General features: G+C 69.0%; 23 protein-coding genes. 18 read left to right on the top strand and 5 right to left on the bottom strand.

Annotation, left to right across the window (positions count from 1 at the left end):
• The first annotated feature begins 91 nt into the window (after positions 1 to 91).
• The 11 genes from QN163_05840 (at position 92) to QN163_05790 (ending at position 10,666) form a co-directional block, all read left to right on the top strand.
• Positions 92 to 1,750, top strand: coding sequence for a CTP synthase (locus QN163_05840; protein MDR5683531.1), 1,659 nt, complete (start codon positions 92 to 94; stop codon positions 1,748 to 1,750).
• Positions 1,747 to 2,658 carry a branched-chain-amino-acid transaminase gene (ilvE, locus tag QN163_05835; protein MDR5683530.1) on the top strand — a complete coding sequence of 304 codons (912 nt, stop codon included), beginning with the start codon at positions 1,747 to 1,749 and terminating at the stop codon, positions 2,656 to 2,658. Before QN163_05840 ends, ilvE begins: the two co-directional genes overlap by 4 nt.
• Before the next feature lie 10 nt (positions 2,659 to 2,668).
• Positions 2,669 to 3,205 (top strand): NUDIX hydrolase, encoded by a 537-nt coding sequence (locus tag QN163_05830; GenBank protein ID MDR5683529.1) that lies wholly within the window; start codon positions 2,669 to 2,671, stop codon positions 3,203 to 3,205.
• Positions 3,183 to 4,175, top strand: a complete 993-nt coding sequence (xerD, locus tag QN163_05825; GenBank protein MDR5683528.1) for a site-specific tyrosine recombinase XerD — start codon at positions 3,183 to 3,185, stop codon at positions 4,173 to 4,175. Before QN163_05830 ends, xerD begins: the two co-directional genes overlap by 23 nt.
• Before the next feature lie 10 nt (positions 4,176 to 4,185).
• Entirely contained in the window at positions 4,186 to 5,379 is a 1,194-nt protein-coding gene (locus QN163_05820) for a phosphopentomutase (GenBank protein ID MDR5683527.1), read from the top strand.
• Between the two features lie 20 nt (positions 5,380 to 5,399).
• Positions 5,400 to 6,215: a purine-nucleoside phosphorylase gene (locus tag QN163_05815; GenBank protein ID MDR5683526.1), complete on the top strand. Its 816-nt coding sequence runs from the start codon at positions 5,400 to 5,402 to the stop codon at positions 6,213 to 6,215.
• A 55-nt stretch (positions 6,216 to 6,270) separates the two neighbouring features.
• Positions 6,271 to 7,575, top strand: a complete 1,305-nt coding sequence (locus QN163_05810) for a pyrimidine-nucleoside phosphorylase (protein MDR5683525.1) — start codon at positions 6,271 to 6,273, stop codon at positions 7,573 to 7,575.
• Positions 7,572 to 8,156 (top strand): AAA family ATPase, encoded by a 585-nt coding sequence (locus QN163_05805; protein MDR5683524.1) that lies wholly within the window; start codon positions 7,572 to 7,574, stop codon positions 8,154 to 8,156. The genes QN163_05810 and QN163_05805 overlap by 4 nt, the downstream gene beginning before the upstream one ends.
• A gap of 16 nt (positions 8,157 to 8,172) precedes the next feature.
• Positions 8,173 to 9,030 carry a 3-hydroxybutyryl-CoA dehydrogenase gene (locus tag QN163_05800; protein MDR5683523.1) on the top strand — a complete coding sequence of 286 codons (858 nt, stop codon included), beginning with the start codon at positions 8,173 to 8,175 and terminating at the stop codon, positions 9,028 to 9,030.
• Positions 9,031 to 9,125: 95 nt separating this feature from the next.
• Positions 9,126 to 10,256, top strand: a complete 1,131-nt coding sequence (locus QN163_05795) for an exo-alpha-sialidase (GenBank protein ID MDR5683522.1) — start codon at positions 9,126 to 9,128, stop codon at positions 10,254 to 10,256.
• Positions 10,257 to 10,258: 2 nt separating this feature from the next.
• Entirely contained in the window at positions 10,259 to 10,666 is a 408-nt protein-coding gene (locus QN163_05790; protein ID MDR5683521.1) for a hypothetical protein, read from the top strand.
• On the opposite strand, the gene QN163_05785 is transcribed toward QN163_05790, so the two are convergent.
• From QN163_05785 to QN163_05765, 5 genes are read right to left on the bottom strand one after another with little or no spacing between them, the layout of a single operon-like run.
• Entirely contained in the window at positions 10,630 to 11,538 is a 909-nt protein-coding gene (locus tag QN163_05785) for a hydroxymethylglutaryl-CoA lyase (protein MDR5683520.1), read from the bottom strand. The two genes, QN163_05790 and QN163_05785, sit on opposite strands and share 37 nt — an antisense overlap.
• On the bottom strand, positions 11,535 to 12,110 hold the full coding sequence (locus QN163_05780) for a biotin/lipoyl-containing protein (protein ID MDR5683519.1): 576 nt from the start codon (positions 12,108 to 12,110) through the stop codon (positions 11,535 to 11,537). The genes QN163_05785 and QN163_05780 overlap by 4 nt, the downstream gene beginning before the upstream one ends.
• A complete protein-coding gene (locus QN163_05775) occupies positions 12,095 to 13,579 on the bottom strand; it encodes an acetyl-CoA carboxylase biotin carboxylase subunit (protein ID MDR5683518.1) in 1,485 nt (494 codons plus the stop codon). Before QN163_05775 ends, QN163_05780 begins: the two co-directional genes overlap by 16 nt.
• A gap of 32 nt (positions 13,580 to 13,611) precedes the next feature.
• On the bottom strand, positions 13,612 to 14,397 hold the full coding sequence (locus tag QN163_05770; protein MDR5683517.1) for an enoyl-CoA hydratase-related protein: 786 nt from the start codon (positions 14,395 to 14,397) through the stop codon (positions 13,612 to 13,614).
• 2 nt (positions 14,398 to 14,399) lie between these two features.
• The gene (locus QN163_05765; protein ID MDR5683516.1) at positions 14,400 to 16,007 is read right to left on the bottom strand and encodes a carboxyl transferase domain-containing protein; all 1,608 of its coding nucleotides are present in this window, start codon (positions 16,005 to 16,007) and stop codon (positions 14,400 to 14,402) included.
• Positions 16,008 to 16,147: 140 nt separating this feature from the next.
• Here QN163_05765 and QN163_05760 point away from each other — a divergent pair, with 140 nt between their 5' ends.
• The 7 genes from QN163_05760 (at position 16,148) to QN163_05730 (ending at position 24,929) form a co-directional block, all read left to right on the top strand.
• Entirely contained in the window at positions 16,148 to 17,293 is a 1,146-nt protein-coding gene (locus tag QN163_05760; protein MDR5683515.1) for an acyl-CoA dehydrogenase, read from the top strand.
• 28 nt (positions 17,294 to 17,321) lie between these two features.
• On the top strand, positions 17,322 to 18,110 hold the full coding sequence (locus QN163_05755; protein ID MDR5683514.1) for an electron transfer flavoprotein subunit beta/FixA family protein: 789 nt from the start codon (positions 17,322 to 17,324) through the stop codon (positions 18,108 to 18,110).
• 21 nt (positions 18,111 to 18,131) lie between these two features.
• On the top strand, positions 18,132 to 19,121 hold the full coding sequence (locus QN163_05750) for an electron transfer flavoprotein subunit alpha/FixB family protein (GenBank protein ID MDR5683513.1): 990 nt from the start codon (positions 18,132 to 18,134) through the stop codon (positions 19,119 to 19,121).
• Between the two features lie 14 nt (positions 19,122 to 19,135).
• Positions 19,136 to 20,818 carry a methylmalonyl-CoA mutase family protein gene (locus QN163_05745; GenBank protein ID MDR5683512.1) on the top strand — a complete coding sequence of 561 codons (1,683 nt, stop codon included), beginning with the start codon at positions 19,136 to 19,138 and terminating at the stop codon, positions 20,816 to 20,818.
• Between the two features lie 98 nt (positions 20,819 to 20,916).
• Entirely contained in the window at positions 20,917 to 21,330 is a 414-nt protein-coding gene (locus tag QN163_05740; GenBank protein MDR5683511.1) for a cobalamin B12-binding domain-containing protein, read from the top strand.
• A gap of 204 nt (positions 21,331 to 21,534) precedes the next feature.
• Positions 21,535 to 22,869, top strand: coding sequence for an aspartate aminotransferase family protein (locus tag QN163_05735; protein ID MDR5683510.1), 1,335 nt, complete (start codon positions 21,535 to 21,537; stop codon positions 22,867 to 22,869).
• 302 nt (positions 22,870 to 23,171) lie between these two features.
• Positions 23,172 to 24,929 carry a nitrite reductase (NAD(P)H) small subunit gene (locus QN163_05730; GenBank protein MDR5683509.1) on the top strand — a complete coding sequence of 586 codons (1,758 nt, stop codon included), beginning with the start codon at positions 23,172 to 23,174 and terminating at the stop codon, positions 24,927 to 24,929.
• Positions 24,930 to 24,933 lie beyond the last annotated feature (4 nt).

The raw sequence follows: 24,933 nt of genomic DNA, 5'->3' as shown, positions 1-24,933 counted from the left end.
CGGTCATCACGAGCGGTGAGAGGGGGAGACATCTCCCCCTCTCAGTACGTTTGCCCGACGTCGCACGGCGAACCGGGCAGCGGAGGAACGCGTGGACGGTGTAGCGACGAAATACATCTTCGTGACCGGCGGCGTGGCCTCGGCCCTGGGCAAGGGCATCACCGCGGCGTCGCTGGGCCGGCTGTTCGTGGCGCGGGGCCTGCGGGTCACGATGTTGAAGTTCGATCCCTACGTCAACGTGGACGCGGGGACGATGAATCCCCATCAGCACGGTGAGGTGTTCGTCACCGAGGACGGCGCCGAGACCGACATGGACCTGGGTCACTACGAGCGCTTCCTGGATGTCGACCTGGGCCGCGAGAACAACACGACGACCGGCCGCATCTACGGGACGGTGATCGCGCGCGAGCGGCGGGGCGAGTACCTAGGCGGCACGGTCCAGGTGATCCCCCACGTAACCAACGAGATCAAGGACGAGATCCGGCGGGTGGGCGAGGTCGCCCGGGCGCAGGTGGTGATCGTCGAGGTCGGCGGTACGGTCGGGGACATCGAGGGGTTGCCGTTTCTGGAGGCGATCCGTCAGTTCCGCCATCAGGTCGGCGAGGCGAACTGCATGTACGTCCACGTGTCGCTGATCCCCTACCTGCCGGCGGCCGGCGAGTTGAAGACGAAACCCACCCAGCATTCGGTGAAGGAACTGCGCAGCATCGGGATCCAGCCCGACGTCATCGTCTGCCGCACCAGCCTGCCGCTGACCGCCGCGGTCCGGGAGAAGATCGCGCTGTTCTGCGATGTGCCGACCGGAGCGGTGATCGAGGCGATGGACGCCGAGACGATCTACGAGGTCCCGCTGATCCTGGAGCGGGAGGGGCTGGGCCGCCTGTGCTGCCGGCGCCTGGGGCTGCCGGACCGCGAGCCGGACCTGGATGGGTGGCGGTGGATCGTGCGCAGGATCAAGGAGCCGACCCATACCGTGCACATCGGGCTGGTCGGAAAGTACATGGGTGTGGAGGACTCGTACGTCAGCATCGTCGAAGCACTCCGCCACGGCGGGATCGCCGCCGACGCCCGCGTCGAGATCACGAAGATCGACTCGGAGGACCTGGAATCCTTGTCCGAGGGCGAACTCGCCGCGCGCCTGCGGGCGTTCGACGGCATTTTGGTGTGCCCGGGTTTCGGCAGCCGCGGTGTGGAGGGCAAGGTGCGCGCGATCCGCTACGCGCGCGAGAAGCGGATCCCGTTCTTCGGTGTCTGCTACGGGATGCAGTGGGCGGTCGTGGAGTTCGCGCGGCACGTGTGTGGCATGGAGGGCGCGAACACGACCGAGGTGGACCCCCAGACGCCATATCCGGTCATCGATCTGCTGCCCGAACAGAAGGGTGTGGAGGACAAGGGTGGGACGATGCGGCTGGGGCGGTACGTGTGCCGGCTGGAGCCTGGATCGCTGGCGCGGGCCGCCTACGGCGTGGAGGAGGTCGGAGAACGCCACCGGCACCGCTACGAGGTCAACAACGCGTTGCTCGGGCGGCTGGTGGACAACGGGTTGCGCGTGACCGGCGTCTATCCCGCCAAGAACCTGGTGGAGATCGTGGAGCTGCCGGACCACCCGTGGTTCTTGGGGACGCAGTTCCACGCGGAGTACCGTTCGCGGCCGACCAGGCCGCACCCGCTGTACCGCGAGTTCGTCGCAGCAGCCCTGCGGCACGCGTCCTCGCGCGCCGGAGTCGTGGGTACGGAGGTGAGGTCGTGAGCCTGATCACCTACGTCAACGGAGAGTTTGTGAGCAAGGACGAGGCGAAGGTGTCGGTGTACGACCACGGGTTTTTGTACGGGGACGGGGTCTTCGAGGGGATCCGTGCGTACAACGGACGGGTGTTCAAACTGGACGAGCACGTCCGGCGCCTGTACGATTCGGCGAAGTCCATCATGCTCGAGATCCCGATGACGCCCGAGGAGATGAAACGGACGATCGTCGAGACGGTCCGGCGCAACGGGCTGCGCGACGCGTACATCCGGCCGGTGGTCTCCCGAGGGAAAGGGGACCTGGGCATTGATCCGCGCAAGTGCCCGCGGCCGACGGTCGTCATCATCGTCGACCACATCCAGCTCTACCCGGAACGGGCGTACCGGGAGGGCCTGCGGATGATCACCGCTACGCATCGCAAGAACCGCGCCGACGCGATCAACCCACGCATCAAGTCGCTGAACTACATGAACCAGATCATGGCGCGCATCGAGGCGAACCTGGCGGGCGTCGACGAGGCCCTGATGCTCTCCAGCGACGGGTACGTCTGTGAGTGCAGCGCCGACAACATCTTCGTCGTGCGCGACGGGGAGGTGTGGACGCCGCCCGCGCACCTGGGCATCCTCAAGGGTGTGACCCGTGACACGGTCCTGAAACTGGCCCAAGACCTGGGCATCCCCGGCTACGAGAAGGTGTTCACGCTGCACGAGACCTACACCGCTGATGAGGTCTTCCTCACCGGCACCGGGGCGGAGGTCGGGCCCGTGGTGTGGCTGGACGGGCGCACGATCGGGGACGGCAAGCCTGGACCGGTCACGCAACGGTTGATCGCGGCCTACCGGGACCTGGCCAGCAGGGAGGGGACGCCGGTCTACGAGGGCGCCGAGGCCGGTCTGGTCGGAGACGGAGAGTAGGCCGGCGGCGGTGGAGCGTCCGATCCGGTCGCGTACGGTCTTCGAGGGGCGGGTCGTGCGCGTCCGCGTGGAGGAAGTGGCACTCCCCAGCGGTCGCACGGCGACCCGCGAGATCGTCGAGCACCGCGGCGCCGTCGCGATGGTACCGCTGACGCCTGCCGGCGAGGTCCTCATGGTGCGCCAGTATCGGCGGGCGCTGGACGCGTGGCTGCTCGAGTTGCCGGCCGGCACGATCGAACCCGGTGAGGACGTCACCGAGTGCCTGCAGCGCGAGCTCGCCGAAGAAGTCGGCATGCAGGCCGGGCGCATCGAGCACCTGATCACGTTCTTCCCCTCTCCGGGATTCCTCACCGAGCGCGTTCACGTCTACGCCTGCACCGACCTGCGTCCGCATCGCCTGGCGGCGGAGGAAGAAGGGCTGGAGGTCGTGCCTCTACCGCTGGCCGAGGCCCGCAGCCGGGTGGACAGCGGCGAGATCCAGGACGCCAAGAGCGTGATCGGGATCCTGCTGGTCGCCGAGGGCCATGGCCGGTCTGCCCCCCGCTGATTCCCCAGGACAGACCGCAGCGTTCCTGCGTCTGGTGGATGCGTTCATCGACCACGCCCTCGTGGAACTGGGCCTGAGCCGGCACACGTGTCTGGCGTACCGGAACGACCTGGCGGACTTCGCTCGGTTTGCCGCACCCCGCGGCGTCCGCGACCCGCGCGACGTCCCGAGGTCGGTCGTGACCCTCTACCTGTTCGCCCTGCGCCGCCGCGGGGCCGCGCCGGCCACCGTAGGCCGCCGGTTGGCCGCTCTGAAGTCCTTCTACCGGTTCCTCGTGCGCGAGGGGGTCGCGACGCGGGATCCTACAGAGGACGTGGTCGGACCCAAGATGGGCCGTCGTCTGCCAAAGGTCCTCTCGGTCGAGGAGGTGGCGGCCCTCCTGACCCGACCGGATCCCACGACGCCCGAGGGCGCACGGGACCGGGCGATGCTGGAGTTGCTGTACGCGAGCGGGCTGCGCGTTTCCGAGCTCGTCGGGCTGGACGTGGGGGACGTGGACCTGGCTGCGGAGACCGTTCGCATGGTGGGAAAGGGGAACAAGGAACGCTTGGTGCCGGTGGGGGTGTGTGCGGTGCGGGCGGTTCGCGCCTATCTCGAACGCGCCAGACCGCTGCTTGTCCGGGGGCGCGCGACGGGGGCGTTGTTCGTCGGTCGCGGCGGACAGCGCCTGAGCCGCCAGTCGGCGTGGGCGGTCGTGCGGAAGTACGGGCGGCAGGCCGGGCTGCGCCTGGCGGTGACCCCGCACGTCCTCCGGCACTCCTTCGCGACCCACCTGTTGGAGGGGGAAGCCGACCTCCGAGCGGTCCAGGAGATGCTGGGACATGCGAGCATCTCGACGACACAGGTCTACACCCACGTGGCGCGCCAACGCATCCGGGAGGTGTTCGACCGTGCCCACCCGCGCGACCGGATGGGCGTTGCCGGCACCGGTCGGCCCCCAAGACGCCGTCGGGGCGCCGCCTATCGTTGACCGCCGCCCCATGTACGCGCGCTCCGTCGTCCTGGTGCTGGACGGTCTGGGGATCGGGGAGCTGCCCGACGCCGACCGGTACGGGGACACCGGCAGCGCGACGCTCCAGAACACGGCCCGCGCCGTCGGCGGGCTGCATCTGCCCCTGCTGGGATCGCTGGGTCTGGGCAACATCGTGCCCGTCGAGGGCGTGCCGCCGGCACGCGCGCCGCGGGCGTCGTTCGGCCGCATGGCACAGGTGTCGGCGGGCAAGGACAGCACGACCGGTCACTGGGAGTTGATGGGGGTACGTCTGGAGCGGCCGTTTCCGACGTACCCGAACGGCTTCCCCGCCGAGGTCATCGAGGCGTTCGAGGCGGCGATCGGCATGCGCACGCTGGGCAACGTGGCGGCATCGGGGACGGAGATCATCCACAGGCTCGGCCCAGAGCACATGCGGACCGGCTGCCCGATCGTGTACACCTCTGCCGACAGCGTCTTCCAGATCGCCGCGCACGAAGACGTCATCCCACCGGAGCGCCTGTACGAGATGTGCCGGGTCGCGCGGGCTCTCCTGGTGGGCGAGCACGCCGTCAGTCGGGTGATCGCCAGGCCGTTCGTCGGGGCTGCCGGCAGTTTCCAGCGCACCGACCGGAGGAAGGACTTCTCGTTGGAACCGGTCGCCCCCACGGTGCTGGACGCGATCCGACAGGCGGGGTTGAACGTCTGTGCGGTGGGCAAGGTCGAGGATTTGTTTGCCGGCAGGGGGATTACGGAGGCGGTCCACACGCGTGACGACCTCGACGGCGTGGCCCAGACAATCGCCGCGATGGGGAGGATGGGTCGGGGACTGGTTTTCGGCAATCTGGTAGACCTCGACACGCGGTACGGTCACCGCAACGACCCCAAGGGTTACGCGGAGAACCTCGAGCGGATCGACGCGGCTTTGGTCGGTGTGGTGGACGCGTTGTCCGCCGATGACATCTTGGTGCTTACGGCCGACCACGGAAACGACCCGACCACCCCGAGCACCGACCATTCCCGGGAATACGTCCCTGTGCTGGTCTGCGGACCCGCCGTTCGCGCAGGTGTCGACCTGGGGACGCGCGAAACCTTCTCCGACGTCGGCGCCACTGTGGCCCAGGCCCTCGGCGTCCCGTGGTCGGGGCCCGGGAAGAGTTTCTTTTCCGAAGTCAGCGTCCTTGGGGCCGGAGGTCGCGGTTAAGCCAGGAGGGATCCTTGGGAATCCGCAGGCGAATGGAAGAGGCCGCCGCTGCGGTCCGCAAGCGTGTGCCATTCGATCCGGAAGTGGGAATCGTTCTCGGATCGGGGCTGGGTGCGCTCGCCGACGCGATCGAACTGGCCGGCGCGGTGTCCTACGACGAGATCCCGCACTTCCCGCGGTCCACCGTTGAAGGCCACGCGGGGCGCCTGGTTCTGGGAACCCTGGAGGGCAAGCGCGTCGGCGCGATGCAGGGGCGCATTCACTTCTACGAAGGATACGCGATCCAGGACGTCGTCTTTCCGATCCGGGTACTGTTCGCGCTGGGATGCCGGACGCTGTTGGTGAGCAACGCCGCCGGCGGCCTCAACCGGGAGTGGAAGGCCGGCGACCTCATGATCATCTCCGACCACATCAACTTCCAGGGCACCAATCCGCTGATCGGACCGAACGACGAGTCGCTGGGCCCGCGGTTTCCGGACATGTCGCGGCCGTACGACCCGGAGTTGGTGGCCCTCGCGGAGCGGTGCGCGGTCGACGAGCGGATTGCGATCCGCAAGGGCGTGTACGTGGCGGTGACGGGGCCCTCGTACGAGACCGCCGCGGAGTTGCGGATGCTGCGCGGACTGGGAGCGGACGCGGTGGGGATGTCGACGGTGCCGGAGGTGATCGCCGCCCGCCACTTGGGCATGCGGGTACTGGGCATCACCGCGATCACCGACATGGCAACGGGAGAGGTGGTGGTGCCGGTGACACACGAGGAGGTCCTGGCGGTGGCCCGGGAGCTGGAACCCAGGTTCGTGCGCCTGGTGCGGCGGATCCTCCGCGAGATGCGCTGACGGCGGTGCCAGGCACGCGGTCTGGTGGTCAGACCGCACCCAGGGCGGTGAGGGAGTGCGCGTCTACGATCTGCTGCTCAAGAAGCGCAATGGCGGCGAGCTGAGAGGCGACGAGATTCGCTTCCTGATCGACGGGTTTGTCCGCGACGAGATCCCAGACTACCAGATCAGCGCCCTGCTGATGGCGATCTACTTCCGCGGGATGAGCAGTCGGGAGACCGCCGACCTGACGCTGGCCATGGCGGAGTCCGGGGAGAGGGTCGACCTGAGGCGGATCCCCGGCACGAAGGTCGACAAGCACAGCAGCGGTGGGGTGGGCGACAAGACGTCGATCGTGCTGGTCCCGCTCGTGGCGTCGGCGGGTGTGGCGGTCCCGAAGATGTCCGGGCGCGGGCTGGGGCACACCGGGGGCACGCTCGACAAGCTGGAGTCCGTCCCCGGATTGCGCACCGAGCTCACCCTGGAAGCCTTCTGCGAGCAGGTCGCGCGCATCGGATGCGCGATCGTGGGTCAGACCGCGAACTTGGTGCCCGCGGACAAGAAGCTCTACGCGCTGCGGGATGTGACGGCCACGGTCGACAGTGTGCCGCTGATTGCCAGCAGCATCATGAGCAAGAAGATCGCAGGAGGAGCGGATGCGATCGTGCTCGACGTCAAGACCGGCAGCGGCGCGTTCATGAAGACCGTCCCGGAGGCCGAAGCGCTGGCGCGCGCCATGGTCGACATCGGGACCGCGCTGGGGCGGCGCACCGTGGCGGTGATCAGCGATATGGACCAACCCCTGGGGCACGCCGTGGGCAACGCGCTCGAGGTCTCCGAGGCCATCCAGACCCTGCGCGGCGAGGGACCGGGGGACCTGACGGAGCTGTGTCTGGAACTGGGGGCCCAGATGCTGCGGCTTGGGGGGCGTGTACCCGACGCGAAAGCCGGCAGGGACGAGCTGCGCAGTCGGATCCGCTCTGGTGAGGCGCTGCGCAAGCTGGGTCAGATGATCGAGGCGCAGGGCGGAGACCCGTCGGTGGTGGAAGAAGCCGGCCGCCTTCCAGCGGCGCCGGTGGTCGCGGACGTGACCTCGGAATCCGGCGGCTACGTCCAGGCCATCGACGCAGAGGCCATCGGGCGGGCCGCGATGACCCTGGGTGCGGGCCGCGCCAGGAAGGACGATCCGATCGACCCCGCGGTCGGCGTCGTGGTGCTGGAGAAGGTCGGAGCCCGCGTCGAGCGGGGCACCCCGCTGGCACGGTTGCATGCTCGAAGCGAAAAGAGCGTGCCCGAGGCATCCGAGCGCGTGCGGGGGGCGTACCTGATCGGCCCCGAGCGGCCGGAAGTCCGCCCCCTCATACACCGGATCGTCGATTGACGCCGATCGAAATTCCCGGACATGCGCTCGTGGTCCTGGTGGGGCCGGCAGGGAGCGGCAAGAGCACGTTCGCCCATCGCCACTTCCGCCCGACGGAGGTCGTCTCCTCGGACCGGTGCCGGGCCATGATCGCGGACGACGAGTCGTCCCTGGCGGTGAGCGGGAGGGCGTTCGCGCTGTTTCACGAGATCCTCCGGCATCGCCTGGAACTCGGCCGCCTGGCTGTCGCCGACAGCACTGCGGTGTCGCCGCGTGCGCGGGCCGACCTGCGTGCGCTGGCAGGGCGCTGCGGCGCGCCGGTATACGTGATCGCGTTCGACACACCGCTTGAAGTCTGCGTGATGCGGGACGCTGGCCGCGACCGAAGGGTGGGCCGCGAGGTGATCGAGAGGCAGCACCAGATGATGCAGGAGGCGCTGCGGGCGATTCCCAAGGAAGGTTACGACGGGTGGTGGGTCCTCGACGAGGCAGCGCAGGAGGAGGCTGCGGTCGAGGTCGTCGGACGGCGGCCGCCCGAACCCAACACAGAACAGATCAAGCTGGACTACTGGCGCGAGGCGTGGCGTGGGGACAGAAGGTGAGCTGAGGAGGGCGCGCATGGAGATCCGGCGGGTAGGCGTGGTCGGGTGTGGGTTGATGGGCTCGGGCATCGTGGAGACGTGTGCTCGAGCCGGCTACGAGGTGGTGGTGCGGGAGGTGGACGACGCGCTGTTGCGCAAGGGGCTGGAGCGCGTGGAGGCGTCCATGGCCCGCGCGGTGGACCGACAGAAGATGACAGCCGAGCAGCGCGACGCCGCACGATCCCGCATCCGGGGCACGGTCACCTTGGCCGACCTGCGGGACTGCGACGTTGTGATCGAGGCGGCCGTGGAGAGGATGGAGGTCAAGAAGGAGATCTGGCGGGAGCTGGACGCGGTCTGCCCGGACCACGTGGTGTTCGCGAGCAACACCTCGTCCCTGTCGATCACCGAGCAGGCTTCGGTGACGAAGCGAGCGGACCGTGTGTGCGGAATGCACTTCTTCAACCCCGTGCCGGTGATGAAGCTGGTCGAGATCGTCCGTGGGTACCTCACGAGCGACCAGACGCTGCAGACCGCACGGACGTTCGTGGAGTCGCTGGGCAAGACCGTGGTCGTCACGAAGGACTATCCGGGGTTCATCGTGAACCTCCTGCTGGTGCCCTACCTGCTGGACGCGGTGCGCGCGCTGGAAAAGGGTGTGGCTACGAAGGAGGAGATCGACACCGCGGTCCAACTCGGGCTCAACCACCCCATGGGCCCATTCGTGCTCCTGGACTTCGTGGGGGTTGACACGACGTACTACATCGCCGAGGCGATGTACGAGGAGTTCAAGGATCCTCGGTACGCGCCCCCGCCGCTGTTGAAGCAGATGGTCCTCAGCGGCCATCACGGGCGCAAGTCCGGCAGGGGATTCTACGACTACTCGAAGGCGTAGCGGCAGTCGGCAGCCCATCGAGATCTCCAGACAAGCGGACCCCGGCGCGTGCCAGCCGCCCACCGCCGACGCCAGACTGCTTTGGGAGGCAGACCATGCAGGGCGTGAGGTTGCTCGTCGGGACCCGCAAGGGCGGGTTCGTCCTGACATCGGACGAGACCCGGGGTCGGTGGGACGTGCGCGGCCCGCTGTTCGGCGCAGAGGTGTACCACATGCAGGGGTCGTCTTCGGACCCCGACCGCGTGTACGCCGCGATCTGCTCCTCGTGGTCAGGCGTCGTGATCCAGCGCAGCGGCGACGGCGGACGCTCGTGGCATCCGGTGGGCAACGAGTTCGCCTACGCCGACGGCAGCACCACCCACCAGGACTTCTCCGGTGAGCAGCAGCCCTGGAAGTTCAGGCGGGTGTGGCACATCGAGCCGGCTCCGGACGACTGGCCGGTGCCGGGCGGCGGCGAGGCGGTCGTGGCCGGGGCGGAGGACGCCGCGCTGTTCGTATCCGGCGACGGCGGCACGTCGTGGACCGAGCTGTCGGCCCTGCGCAAGCATCCCTCCCACCTGCGGTGGATGCCGGGAGCGGGTGGTCTGTGCCTGCACACGATCCTGTTCGATCCGATGCGCCCGCAGCGGTTGTACGTGGCGATCTCCGCCGCGGGCGTCTTCCGGTCCGACGACGCGGGGGCCAGCTGGCGGCCGATGAACCGTGGACTCAGCGCGAAGTACCTGCCCGAAGAGCAGCCAGAGGTCGGCTACTGCGTGCACAAGGTGACGATGCACCCAGATCGGCCGAACGTACTGTTCATGCAGAAACACTACGGTGTGTACCGGAGCGACGACGCCGGCGAGTCTTGGCGGGACGTCAGCGGTGACCTGCCCTCGAACTTTGGGTTTCCGATCGCGGTCCACCCGCACGAGCCGGATACGGTCTACGTCGTGCCGATCGCCAGCGACGAAGAACACTACCCGCCGGAGGGGGCGTTGCGCGTCTACCGCAGCCGCGATGGCGGAGGGAACTGGGAGCCGTTGACCCGGGGCCTTCCGGACCAACACTGCTACGTGAACGTGCTGCGCGACGCGATGGCGACCGACCGACTCGACCCGTGCGGGGTGTACTTCGGCACGACGGGCGGGCAGGTCTACGGATCGAGCGACGGCGGCGAGACGTGGAACCTGATCGTCGGCTACCTCCCCGCGGTGCTCTCGGTGGAGGCTCAGACGCTCGGGTAGACATGCCACCGAGGCACAGCGCGCGCATTCACGTCCACCTGCCCGGCCACCTGCGGCGGCTCGTCGGCCTGGCCTCGACCGTCGTGACCGTCGACGTTCCGCTGCCGATCGGGGGCGTGGTGACCGTGGGCGACGTCGTGGCCGCGCTCGAGCGGGTGTACCCAGCACTGCGGGGCACGCTGCGGGATGCGGGGTCGGGTGTGCGGCGGGTGAGGCCACACATCCGCGTCTTCGCCGGGTCCGAGGACCTGACCACGTCCGGACTGTCCGCCGTCCTGCCCCCGGCCGTCCGCGATGGCCTCGAGCCCCTGCGGATCCTGGGCGCGATCGCCGGCGGCGCGCAGCCGACCCGGACCAGAGGGAGGAGGTCGGCTCAGCGGGCGCCCGACGGGGGTCCTGCCTGGAGGTAGCGCGAGGGCAGCCCGTGCCCGAGCACCGACTCCATGTAGCGCGAGGCGGCTGTGACGGCCTCGAGGTCCACTCCGGTGTGGATCCCCATGCCGTGGAGCATGTAGAGCACGTCCTCCGTGGCGACGTTGCCCAACGCCCCGGGGGCGAACGGGCAGCCGCCCAGCCCGCCGGCTGAGGCGTCCACCGTGGCGATCCCCAGCTCGAGGGAGGCCAGGACGTTGGCGAGTCCCGTGCCCCGGGTGTCGTGGAAGTGAACGCCCATGCGGTCGGCCGGGATCTCCCGCAGCAGCAGCGCGAGGAGCGTTTGAACCTCGGTGGGGGTGGCGGCGCCGACCGTGTCCCCAATCCCCACCTCCGTGCAGCCCATCTCCACCAGTTCCACCGCCACCCGCCGCGTCGCTTCCGGCGGCACCCTCCCGGAGTAGGGGCACCACCAACAGACCGAGACGTACCCGCGCACACGGACGCCGGCGGCGGAGGCTTCGCGGACGACCTCGCGGAAGTGTGCCAGGGAACCGTCGACCGTCATCCCGATGTTGGCGCGGGCGAAGTCGTCGGTGGCTGCGGTGAACACCGCGACGGTGCGAAGCCCACAGTCCAGCGCGCGCTCCAGACCCCGGCGGTTGGGCACCAGCGCCACGTACGTCGTGTCCTCCCGGGCCCGCAGACGGCGTACGACCTGCTCGGTGTCGGCCATCTGTGGGACGCGGTCGGGCCGGACGAACGAGCCGACCTCGATGATCGGTGCCCCGGCGTCGGCCAGCATCTCGATGAACGCGACCTTGGTTTCGGTCGGCACGATGTCGGGTTCGTTCTGGAGCCCGTCGCGCGGGCCGACCTCGACGATTCGGACCCGATCGGGGACCTTCACGCGCCGTCCTCCCCCTGCCCGGGTGCGGAATCGGAGAGGTCCTCCACCTCTACGACGATGGCGCCTGCGTCCACCTGCCCACCGGCGGAGACGTGGACCTGCCTAACGCGCGCGCGGGCGCCGGCCCGGACGACGGTCTCCATCTTCATCGCCTCGAGGGCGAACAACGGCGCCCCGGCGTCCACGACCTCGCCCGGCCGCACGAACAGCCGGGTCACGACGCCCGGCATGGGTGCCCGCAGGTCGTGGTGGGCGACCTGATGCGCAGCCGGCCGATCCGCCCGGCCCGTCTCGAAGGCATAAGCCTCGCCCCGGACGTGGAGGTGATGGACGCCCGACCGTTCGGCGTGGTGGACGATGAGCCGCCGGCCGTCACAGGTCGCGGCGAACAGACCCCCGTCGATCTCTTCCAGCGCCACCCGACACTGGTGGCCGTCGACCCTCACGACCAGCTGCTGGCCGTCGCCGAAAACCTCCACCGGAAACTCCGCTCCACCCGTCCGCAGTACGAATCGCTGCGGCGCGACGCGCGGCGGGTGATGCCCGGCGTTGAAGGTCACGGCATCCTCCATCCCGACAGCCGGTCCCACGGATCAGGGAAAGCGGCCGGCGTGGCGGGGCGGGCGGTCGAGGGGCGTTGCCGGGCGGCGAGCGTGGCCGCGATCGCGAGTGCTTCTGCGGGCGGGGGCGAACGCCGCCAACCAGCCAGGTGCTCGGACAGGAAGTCCGTCGACAGTTCACCCGCGAGGAAGGAGGGGTGCGTGACGATGGCGCGCAGGTGCGGGATGTTGGTCTGGATGCCCAGGATCACGTACTCCTCGAGGGCCTGGACCATGCGCCGCAGGGCGGCGTCGCGGTGCGGTGCCCATGCGATCGCCTTCGCGAGGATTGGGTCGTAGTGCACGGGCACGACCTGACCGGCGCGGATGCCGGAGTCGATCCGCACGCCGGGGATGTGGGGCTCGACCAGGCGCAGCACGGTACCGGGCGACGGCGCAAAGTCGGCTTGGGGGTCTTCCGCGTAGATGCGGCACTCGACGGCGTGCCCGCGCAGGACGACGTCGTCCTGCGTCAGGTCGAGGCGCTGCCCGGCGGCGATGCGGATCTGCTCGCACACCATGTCGATCCCCGTGACCGCTTCGGTGACGGGATGCTCGACCTGGAGACGTGTGTTGACCTCCAGGAAGTAGAAGCAACGGTCCCGGTCGACGAGGAACTCGACGGTGCCCGCGTTGACGTAGCCCGCCTCCCGCACCACGCGCAGCGCGGCGTCTCCCAGGTGCGCCCGCAACTGGGCATCGACGACGACCGACGGCGCCTCCTCCACGATCTTCTGGTGGCGCCGCTGTACGCTGCACTCGCGCTCACCGAGGTGGACGGCGTTGCCGTATCCGTCGGCGAGGATCTGGACTTCGATGTGGCGGGCTCCCTCGATGTACTTCTCGAGGATCAAGGCGTCGTCCCCGAAAGCCGAGCGCGCCTCGCGCCGCGCGGATGCGAGGGCGGGGGCCAGTTCGGCGGCGGTGCGCACGACGCGCATCCCCTTGCCACCCCCACCCGCCGCCGCCTTGACCAACACCGGGTAACCCAGCCGCGCTGCTGCGCGGGCCAGATCCTCGTCGCCGGAGGGTCCGTCGTGGCCTGGCACGACCGGCACGCCGGCTGTCGCGGCGAGGCGGCGGGCCCTGGCCTTGTCCCCCAGGGCGGAGATGACCTCCGGGGGCGGACCGATGAACGTGACATCCGCTTGGCGGCAGGCCTCCGCGAAGGCAGCGTTCTCCGCCAAAAATCCGTACCCGGGGTGGATGGCGTCTGCGCCCACCCGTCGGGCGGCTTCGAGGATGCGGTCGATGTTGAGGTAGGACGCGGCCGGCTCGGGGGGCCCGATCGAAACCGCCTCGTCCGCCAGCAGGACGTGGGCCGAGGTACGGTCGACGTCCGAGTAGACGGCGACGGCGGCGACACCCAGATCGCGGCATGCCCGGATGACCCGGACGGCGATCTCCCCGCGGTTGGCGATCAGGATCTTCGAGAGGGTCATGTCGGAGTCGGGTGCCGGCCGAGCACGTGAGCTCACTCCGAGTCGTGCGTTGCCATCCAGCTGGGTCTGCGTCTTTCGAGAAATGCCCGCATGCCCTCCTGACCTTCGGGTCCGGTGCGGAGCCGGGCGATCAGGTCGACGGTGAACTCCCTCGCCTCCTGGGGACTGAGGCGGTGCACCTGGTCGAACAGGTGCTTCACCTGGGCCAGCGCTTCGGGTCCCCCCGCCTGCAGGCTGCGCGCCCATCCGGCGACGACGTCGTCGGGGTCGTCGGCGACCGCGTTCACCAGCCCCATTTCCAGGGCGCGATGGGCCGGGAAACGCTCACCGGTCAGCGCGGCCCACAGCAGGTGGGAGCGCGACACCTTCCGGAGCAGAAAGGGGAAAATCATCGCCGGGACCAACCCCAGCCGCACCTCGGTGAGTCCGAAGACCGCGCCCGGTTCGGCCACCGCGAGGTCGCAGGCGGCCACCAACCCCATGCCACCGCCCAGCACCGCGCCGTGGACGCGGGCCACGACCGGCCGCGGGCAGCCGACCACGGCGTCGAGCATCTCGGCCAGTCGCGCCGCGTCGCGACGGTTGTCCTCCAGCGAGGCGTGAACCGTCGAGCGCATCCAGTGCAGGTCCGCGCCGGCGCAGAACGACGGACCTTCCCCGGACAGCACGACGTAGCGGATGCCAGGCCGCCGGGCGGCGTCCCGGAACGCCGCGCCGAGCGCATCGATCAGGTCGGCGCTGAGGGCGTTGTGCACCTCAGGCCGCGACAGCGTGATCGACAGGCTCGATCCGTCGACCTCCACGCGGAGCACGTTCACCCTCACATGCGAAACACGCCCGGCTTCATCGGCTGGATCGGCGCGTTCAGCGCCGCCGACAGCGCCAGGCCGAGGACGTCGCGCGTGGCCGGCGGGTCGATGATGCCGTCGTCCCACAGCCGTGCCGTACTGTAGTAGGCGTTCCCCTCGTGCTCGTACTTGTCGAGGATCGGGCGCGCGATCGCCTCGGCTTCCTCATTGGAGAGAACCCTGCCCTCGCGAGCCAGCTGGTCGCGCTTGACGGTTACGAGGACGCCGGCGGCCTGCTCGGGGCCCATGACGTTGATCCGCGCGTTCGGCCACATCCACAGGAAACGCGGCTCGTAGGCGCGCCCGCACATCGCGTAGTTGCCGGCCCCGTACGAGCCGCCGATGATCACCGTGAACCGTGGCACGCCGCAGGTGGCGACGGCATGCACCATCTTCGCCCCGGCGCGGGCGATACCGGCGGCTTCGTACTGTCGGCCCACGATGAACCCTGTGATGTTCTGCAAGAACACCACCGGGATCCGGCGCTGCCCGCACAGCTCGATGAAGTGGGCTCCCTTCTCTGCGCTCTCGACGAACAGGACGCCGTTGTTCGCGAGGATGCCCACGAGGATGCCGTGAATGCGCGCGAACCCACACACGAGCGTGGTCCCGTACAGGGCCTTGAACTCGTGGAAGCGGCTGCCGTCCGTGATGCGGGCGATCACCTCCCGCACGTCGTAGCCCTTCCGCAGGTCGGTCGGCAGGACCCCGTAGATCTCCTCCGGATCATAGTACGGCTCTTCCGGATCGGCGACGTCCACATCGACGGTCTTGCGGCGATTCAGCGTCCCCACGATGTCGCGCACGACCTCGATGGCGTGGGCGTCGTCGTGAGCGTAGTGATCCACCACCCCGGACCGGCGGGCGTGCACGTCGGCACCGCCGAGTTCTTCGGCCGAGACGTCCTCACCGGTGGCGGCCTTCACCAGCGGTGGCCCGCCCAAGAAGATCGTCCCGGTGCCTCGGACGATGACCGCCTCGTCGCTCATCGCCGGCACGTAGGCTCCCCCGGCGGTACACGACCCCATCACCGCCGCGATCTGGGGGATCCCCTCGGCAGACAGCCGCGCCTGGTTGTAGAAGATCCGGCCAAAGTGGTCGCGGTCGGGGAAGACTTCGGCCTGCAACGGCAAGAAGGCGCCCCCGGAGTCCACCAGGTAGACGCACGGCAGCCGGTTCTGCAAGGCGATCTCCTGCGCCCGCAGATGCTTCTTGACGGTGATCGGAAAGTACGTGCCGCCCTTGACGGTCGCATCGTTGGCGACGATCATCACTTCCTGTCCGGACACGCGACCGATCCCCGTGACGATGCCGGCGGCCGGGGCTTCGCCGTCGTACATCTCCCAGGCGGCCAGGGGCGACAGTTCCAGAAACGGCGAGCCCGGGTCGAGGAGACGATCGATCCGTTCGCGGACCGTCATCTTGCCCAGCTCCCGCTGACGCCGCTGGGCGCGCTCGCCGCCGCCGGCGCGGACGACCGCCAGGCGCTGATGGAGTTGCTCGGCCAGCTCCCGGTGGTAGGACCGGTTCGCCTCGAACTCGCGGCTGCGGGGATCCACCGCCGACTCGATGCGCTTCATCCTCCATGGGATACACCACCCGTCACGCCTTCTCCTCCGCGTCGGCAGCCGTATTGCGCTGGGCGAATGTCCAAGGCTACGATTTGCAGGGACCGGGGGCTGCGAGCCGCCGGGGACGGCTTTCCTGCCAGAGGAACAGAATGGACTTCGCGCTCACCGAAGAACAGCGCCTCGTTCAGCAGACCGCCCGAGACTTCGCAACCCGAGAGATCCTTCCGGTAGCCGCCCAGCTCGACGCCGAGCACCGCTTCCCAACGGAGATCATACGCCAGCTCGGCGAGCTGGGGATGATGGGCATGATCGTACCGGAAGCGTACGGGGGCGCGGGTATGGACTGCGTGTCCTATGTCGTGGCGCTCGAGGAGATCGCGCGCGCGTGCGCCGGCACGGCGGTCATCATGTCGGTCAACAACTCCCTGGTCTGTGACCCCATCCTCCGGAACGGGACGGAGGCCCAAAAGCGGCACTTCCTCCCGGCGCTGGCCTCAGGACGCGAGGTGGGGTGCTACTGCCTGACCGAGCCAGCCGCCGGTTCCGACGCGGCGTCGCTTCGGGCGACGGCGCGCGACGATGGCGACACATGGGTGCTCAACGGCACCAAGATCTTCGTCACGAACGGCGTGGAGGCTTCGATCTGCATCGTCTACGCGCGCAGCGAACCCGAAGAAGGGGCGCACGGCATCTCGGCATTCATCGTGGAGAAGGACCGACCGGGCATCCGCGTGGGCAAGGTGGAACGCAAGCTGGGGATCAACGCGTCGTCGACGTGCGAGATTCTGCTCGAGGACTGCCGCATCCCCAAGGACAACCTGCTCGGCGAGCGCGGGCAGGGTTTCAAGATCGCCCTGGCGACGCTCGATGGCGGCCGGATCGGCATCGCGGCGCAGGCGATCGGCATCGCGCGGGCCACGCTGGAAGAAAGCGCGGCCTACGCGAGGGAGCGAAGGCAGTTCGGCCGGCCGATCGCGGAGTTTCAGGCCATCCAGTGGAAGATCGCCGACATGGCGACGCGGATCGACGCGGCCCGGCTGCTCACCTACCGGGCGGCCTGGCTGCGAGACCGGGGCCGCCGGCACACCCAGGAGGCATCGATGGCCAAGCTGTTCGCGTCGGAGACCGCCATGTGGGCGGCGACCCAGGGGATCCAGATTTTCGGCGGTTACGGCTATGTCAAGGACTACCCGGCAGAGAGGCACTTCCGAGACGCGAAGATCACGGAGATCTACGAGGGGACTTCGGAGATCCAGCGCCTGGTGATCGCCAGGAACCTGGTGGGCAGCAGATAGCCGAGAGCCCGCCGATGCGAGGTGGATCGTGAACGTCGTCGTCTGCGTCAAGCAGGTGCCGGACACCGAGCAGCCGATCCGGGTGAAGCCGGACGGCAGCGGCATCGAGGAACAGGGGATCAACTGGATCCTCAACTACTACGACGAGCACGCGGTCGAGGAGGCGCTGCGCATCAAGGAGAAGGTGGGCGGCAGCGTAACGGTGGTCTGCCTGGGCGCGGAGAGGGCGACGGAGGCGGTCCGAACCGCGCTAGCGATGGGCGCCGACGAGGGCATCCTCGTCCGGGATCCGGCGCTGGACGGCTCCGACCACCTCACGGTCGCCCGGGTGCTGAGCAGGGTCGTCGGCTCGCTCGAGTGGGACCTCGTGCTCTGCGGACGCCTGGCGACCGACGACAACGCGTCGGTGGTCGGGGCGGCGCTGGCCGAGTTCTTGGGTGTGGCTCAGGCGACGGCGATCTCCAAGCTCGAACTGCACGAGGGTACCGCCACGGTGGAGCGCGAGGTGGAGGGCGGAGCCCAGACGCTCGAAGTCCCGCTGCCCGCGGTCTTCACTGTCGAGCGGACGATCAACGAGCCGCGCTACCCGACCCTTCCGGGCATCATGAAGGCCAAACGGAAGGAGATCAAGATGCTTACCGTGGCAGACCTCGGACTGAACCCGAAAGAGGTCGGGATGCCGGCGGCGCGCACGCGCTGGGTCCGGTTCTCGCCGCCACCGAAGCGACAGGCCGGTGAGGTGGTCACGCCGGACAGCCCCGAAGAGGGGGCGCGGCGCATCGTCGAGTTCTTGCGGCAGACCGCAAAGGTCATCTGACGACGCCGGGAGGAACTGCGCATGGGCGACGACGTCTGGGTGGTGGCCGATCACGCCGAGGGCAGTCTGCGCCGCATCACGTTTGAACTGCTGGGCAAGGCGAGGGAACTGGCCGATGCCCGCGGCGGGCAGGTGGTGGGCATCCTCCTGGGGCACCGGGTGGGCGGGCTGGCCGTGCCCCTGGGCGAATGCGGGGCCGACCGGGTGTTGGTCGCCGACCACCCGCTACTGGAAACCTACACGACCGATGGCTACACCGAGGTCCTGGCGTCAGCGATCGCCGAACAAAGACCGTGGCTGGTGATGGTCCCGTCGACGGCGGCAGGAAGGGACTTCGCACCGCGGGTGGCCGTGCGGGCGTCGGGTGGGATCGTCACCGACGTCGAGGATCTGCGGATCGAAGACGGCTGGCTGGTGGCCACCCGCCCGATGTACACACGCAAGGTCGTCGGCGCGGCCGCGTTCGTCGGCGAGGGCACCCAGATCGCCGTCGTCCTGCCGAAGGTGTTCTCGGCCGCGCCACGGCAGGAGGGGCGTTCGGCGGACGTGCAGGCGCTTCCCGTCGACCTCGATGCCGCGCAGATCCGCACGAAGTTCCTAAAGACCAGGCAGCTGCAGCGCGAGCGGGTGTCGCTGGCCGAGGCCGACGTGGTGGTCTCGGGGGGCCGCGGGCTGCGGGGGCCGGAGAACTTCGCGATGCTAGACGAACTGGCCGAGGCCCTCGGCGCCGCAGTGGGGTCCTCCCGACCGCCGGTCGACTCCGGCTGGGTGCCGCACGACTACGAAATCGGACAGACCGGCAAGACAGTCAGCCCGCAGGTCTACATCGCGGTGGGGATCTCTGGGGCGCCGCAGCACCTGGCTGGGATGTCCGGCTCGAAGTACATCGTGGCGATCAACAAGGATCCAAACGCCCCTATCTTCCAGATCGCATCGCTGGGCGTGGTGGGGGACTTGTTCCAGATCGTGCCGAAACTGACCGAGCAGGTGCGCAAGGCCCGGGCTGGGTGAGGGGAGGGAGGCACGTGAGCATCACGCGCGACCGCATCGAGGAATTGCGCGAGGCGCGCAGGCACTGGGAACAGACCACCCTGCGCCGTACCCTGGAGCGCCAGCCGGAGCGGCCCTGGCGGTTCACGACGATCTCCGACATGCCGATCGAGCGGCTGTACGGTCCGGAAGACATCGCGGACATCGATCCGCTGGATGACATCGGCCTGCCGGGCGAATACCCGTACACGCGCGGCATCCACGCGACGATGTATCGGGGCCGCCTGTGGACGATGCGCCAGTTCGCGGGTTTCGGGACCGCAGAGGACACCAACGAGCGTTTTCACTACCTCCTGCGGCAGGGGCAGACCGGGCTCAGCGTGGCGTTCGACATGCCGACGCTGATGGGCTACGACTCCGACCATCCGCGATCGCTCGGTGAGGTTGGGCGAGAGGGCGTGGCGATCGACACGCTCGCCGACATGGACGTGCTGTTCGACGGCATCCCGCTCGCCGAGGTCAGTACGTCGATGACGATCAACGCACCGGCGGCGGTGCTGTACGCGATGTACGTGGCGCTGGCGGACCAGCGCGGGGTTCCGCGGTCCCGGTTGCGCGGCACCATCCAGAACGACTGCCTGAAGGAGTTCATCGCGCAGAAGGAGTGGATCGTCCCGCCACGGCCCAGCATGAAGCTGGCCATCGATACCTTCGAGTTCTCCGTGCGTGAGACCCCTCAGTGGAATCCGATCTCGATCAGCGGATATCACATCCGCGAGGCAGGAGCGACGGCGGTTCAGGAACTGGCCTTCACCCTCGCCGACGGTATCGCCTACGTCCAGGGCGGCATCGATCGGGGTCTGGACGTGGATACGTTCGCACCCCGGCTGAGCTTCTTCTTCGACGTGCACAACGACTTCTTCGAAGAGATCGCAAAACTGAGGGCCGCCCGTCGCATGTGGGCCAGGATCATGAGGGAGCGGTTCGGTGCGCAGAACCCACGGTCGTGGATGCTGCGCACGCACTGCCAGACGGCCGGCGTGTCGCTGACCGCCCAGCAGCCGCTGAACAACGTTGTCCGCACCGCGATCCAGGCGCTGGCGGCCATCCTGGGCGGTGCGCAGTCGCTGCACACCAACTCCCTGGACGAGACCTATGCCCTGCCGACCGAGGAGGCGGTCACTGTGGCGCTGCGCACACAGCAGATTCTCGCCTACGAGAGCGGGGTGGCCAACACCGTGGACCCACTGGGCGGGTCGTACTTCGTGGAGGCGCTCACCGACCGGATGGAAGAAGAGGCCTGGCGGTACATCCGCAGGATCGACGAACTCGGCGGCATGGTGAACGCGATCGAACTGGCCTACCCGATGCGGGAGATCGCCGAAGCGAGCTACCACTACCAGCAGCAGATCGAGCGCAAGGAGAAGATCATCGTCGGGGTCAACGAGTTCGTCTCCGACCAGCCCCAACCGATCCCGATCCTCAAGATCGATCCGGAGGTCGAACGGCGGCAGGTGTACCGCGTCCAGCGGATCCGCGCCGAGCGCGACAATGCGAAGGTGCAGGCCTGCCTGGCCGAACTGCGGCGGACCGCCGAATCCGGTGGGAACACGATGTACCCGATCGTCGAGGCTGTGAAGGCCTACGCCACGCTGGGGGAGATCTGTGACGTCTTTCGGGCCGTCTGGGGTGAGTACCGCGAACAGGCGGTCATCTGAACGTCTCGGGCGTGCTCGGCCCCCGCGTCCGATGGCATGCGCCATCCCTTCCGCACGGGCGCGGGGGTGACCTATCATGGTGCGGGGTGCGAACGCAGATGGCCGAACCGCGCATCCGGATCCTGATCGCCAAGCCCGGGCTGGACGGGCACGACCGGGGGGCGAAGGTCGTGGCGCGCGCGCTGCGCGACGCGGGGTTCGAGGTCATCTACACGGGTCTGCACCAGACCCCGGAGATGATCGTCAGCGCGGCGATCCAGGAGGACGTCGACGCGATCGGTCTGTCGATTCTGTCGGGCGCGCACAACGTCCTGTTCCCGCGCGTCATGGAGCTGCTGCGCGAGCGGCGGGCCGACGACATCGTGGTCTTCGGCGGCGGCATCATCCCCGAAGACGACATCCCCGGCCTGCGGGCGGCCGGCATCAGGCAGATCTTCACGCCCGGCACCTCCTTGGCCGAGGTCGTGAGGTGGGTACGGGAGAACGTGAGGCCGCGGGGAGTGGCCGCCTGAGCGGTGAGCCCGACCGGAGCGTCCCCACCTCCCGCCGCAGGGTGACGGCGCGCCGTCCCTACGTACGGACCGCAGGCGGGCCGGTCACGGCGTACGCCGCCCAGACCCACACGAGCTCGATTCTGAACAGGTTGGGCCAGGGCATCCACACGCAGACGGGATCGTTTGCGTGGCGCGGCGTGTTTCCAAGAGACGGGGGAGCGAATGCCCGGTGACCGCGAGAGGATTCTCGAGCTGGATCGCAGGTTTCTCATCCACCCGCTGCATGACCCCGCGGAGCAGGCGGACGCCGTAGTCACCGTCCAAGGCCAGGGCGCGGTGCTGCGCGACGCGGATGGCCGGGAGTACATCGACGGTCTTTCCTCGCTGTGGAACGTCAACGTGGGACACGGCAGGGAGGAGCTAGCTGACGCGGCCGCCCGGCAGATGGCGCAGCTGGCGTACGCCTCGGCGTATGCAGGGCTCACGAACGAACCAGCCGCCCGCCTGGCCGAACGGCTGCTCTCCCTCTCCTATCGAGGCCTGTCGGGTGTCTACTTCACGACCGGAGGGGCCGAATCCAACGAGACCGCGTTCAAGATCGCCCGCTACTACTGGAAGCGGCGCGGTCTACCGGACAAGACGAAGATCGTCAGCCGCCACCACGCGTACCACGGCGTGACGCTAGCCGCCATGAGCGCCACGGGGATTCCGGCGTACCACCGCATGTTCGCGCCGACGGTTCCCGGCTTCGTCCACGTCCCACCACCCTATCCCTACCGCGAGGAGGGGTCTGCGGCGGAAGCCCTCGAGGAGGCGATCGTCCGGGAGGACCCGCAGACCGTGGCGGCGTTCATCGCCGAGCCGGTGATCGGCGCCGGCGGCGTGATCCCGCCGGATGGAGACTACTTTCCCAGGGTTCGCGAGATCTGCGACCGCCACGGCGTCCTGCTGATCGCCGACGAGGTCATCACGGGCTTTGGCCGGACCGGGCGCTGGTTCGCACTCGAACACTGGGGCGTCCGCCCCGACATCGTCACCTTCGCCAAGGGGGTGACGAGTGCATACCTGCCGCTGGGAGGCATCATGGTCTCGGAGCAGATCCACCGGACGATCCTCGACGCGCCGGCGGCGGAGCGGTTCATGCACGCGGCCACCTACTCCGCCCACCCCACGTGCTGCGCGGTGGCGCTGCGGAATCTCGACATCCTCGAGGGAGAGGGCCTGGTGGAGCGCGCCGCGGTGTTGGGGCGCCGACTCCTCGACGGCCTCCGAACCCTCGGTGATCTTCCCCGTGTCGGCGACGTCCGCGGGCTGGGACTGATGTGCGGGATCGAGCTGGTCGAAGATCAGGACACGAAGGAACCGGCGCTGGGATCGGGCGCACGGGTGCTTGCGCAGGCGCGCCGGCGCGGGCTGCTGACCCGCATGAGGGCAGGGCAGCGGGGCGACCACCCGATCGGCGACGTCGTCTGCGTGGCGCCTCCCTTTGTGGTCTCCGAGTCCCAGGTGGATCGCATCGTCGACATCCTCCGCGAGTCCATCCGCACCGCCGGCTAGCCGCCTGTGCCCCTCACCCCGGAACCCCCTTGGAGGATCGCGCGGGAACCCCGTTGCCGGGGCCCGGTGGGGACCGTCCCCAGACGCCTGTGAGGTACAGGCCAGGTGGCCTACGGCGCAGGAGGGCAGCCGTGAGCCGGGCGGAGGGACGTAACATCGGCGCGACGCCTAGCGCGCGGCGCTGGATCCAGGCACCGTGGCAGGAGGTTCGGCGATCTCCGCCTGATACTTTGTAACGAAAGGCTCCGCTCTCCGCGGGAGCGGCGGATCGCCGTCTCGACACGAGCCGGGGAGGGCGCAGGATGGGTTCGGCAGGAGGGTTCACACGGGCGGCGCGGCTGGAGGAGGTGCAGCGCGCCGGTTGTCTGGCGGTCGCGGTGGCCGGGCACACCGTCGCCCTGTTCGCGCACCAGGGCCGCATCTACGCGGTGGACAACCGTTGCCCGCACATGGGCTTTCCATTGCATCGCGGCTCGGTGCACGACGGGATCCTGACGTGCCACTGGCACCACGCCCGGTTTGACCTCGCCACCGGCGGTACCTTCGACCTGTGGGCCGATGACGTGCGTACCTTTCCGGTGGAAGTCCGGGATGGCGAGGTGTGGGTGGACGTCTCGCCACGCCAGGACGCAGTCACCCATCAGCGGACCAGACTGCGGGACGGACTGGAGCGGGGACTGAACCTGGTGATCGCTAAGGCGGTGATCGGCCTGCTGGCCGCAGGCGAGGACGCGGCCGAGCCCTTCCGCATCGGGCTGGAGTTCGGCGCGCGGCATCGGGAAACCGGATGGGGTCGTGGGCTGACGACGCTCGCCTGTTTGATGAACCTGATCTTCTGCCTCTACCCCGAGGACCGGGCGCGGGCATTGTACCACGGCCTGTCGCACGTGGCCGTGGACTGCGCGGGCAGCCCGCCGCGCCACGGCGTCCGTCCGCTCCCCGGTCAGCCGGCCGATGTTGCGGCGCTGCGGCGGTGGTTTCGGCGGTTCGTGGAGGTGCGGGACGCGGAGGGCGCGGAACGGTGCATCGTGTCGGCGGTGCGGGCGGGGGCGGGCGCGCGGCAGATCGCGGACATGCTGTTCGCGGCCGCGACCGACCACCGGTACGCCGCAGGCGGGCACTTGCTGGACTTCACGAACAAGGCCCTCGAGGCGTTGGACCTGGCCGGGTGGGAGTTTGCGGAACCCGTTCTGGGCAGCCTCGCGCCCGGCTACGCGCAGGCTGAGAGGATGGAGGAATCCAACGCTTGGCGTCACCCGATCGACCTGGTCGAGGTCGTCGAGGCGGCCTTCGAGGTGATCCCCGACGCCGCGCCCGCCGGCAGGTCCAAGCGGGGTTCTTGGTCGGGCCGCGAAGCGCTCGTCCCGATCCTCCTTGGTCACGATCCGCAGGCCATCGCAGACGCGCTGGTGGACGGACTTCGGCAGGGAGCGACCGCCGTCGAGCTCGCCGCCGCGGTGAGCTATGCCGCGGCGCTGCGGGTCGCGCACTTCGCCAGAAGCAACGAATTCAGCGACTGGGATACGGCGCTTCACACCTTCACGTTCGCCAACGCGGTCGAGCAGGGACTGCGCCGCCTGGACGGAGATTCGACCGAGGATCCGCCGGCGTTGCTGCGGGGCGTGTTCGATGCGGCGATGAGCGTCTACCTGGACCGTTTCCTCAACGTGCCGCCGGCGCGGCTGCCCGAACCGGCGCGGGTGCAGGACCCCGAAGGCCTCCTGCGCGAGCTGGCGGATGTGCTGGACCGCCAGCAACAGGTGGACGAGGCGGGCGCGCTGGTCGCGGACTACCTCGCCAGCGGCGGGGCGCCGGGCCGACTGCTGGCCGCCCTAGGCGCGTTGCTCCTGCGAGAGGACCGCGACTTTCACACGGTGCAGATGATCGAGGCAGCCTTCCGCCAGTTCCGCCACCTGGGCAACACACCCGCGGGTGCGCACGTCCTGATCGCCGCGGCGCGCTACCTGGCGGCCCACGCGCCGACGATGCGTTCGCAGGGACAGACGTTCCAGATCGCGCACCGACTGCACCGCGGTGAACGGCTCTACGCCGACCCGTGAATGG

This window comes from Armatimonadota bacterium, from assembly GCA_031432545.1.
Lineage (GTDB): Bacteria > Sysuimicrobiota > Sysuimicrobiia > Sysuimicrobiales > Sysuimicrobiaceae > Caldifonticola > Caldifonticola tengchongensis.
Note: the sequence above shows the minus strand (reverse complement) of the source record. Positions and strands in the feature narration are given on the sequence as shown.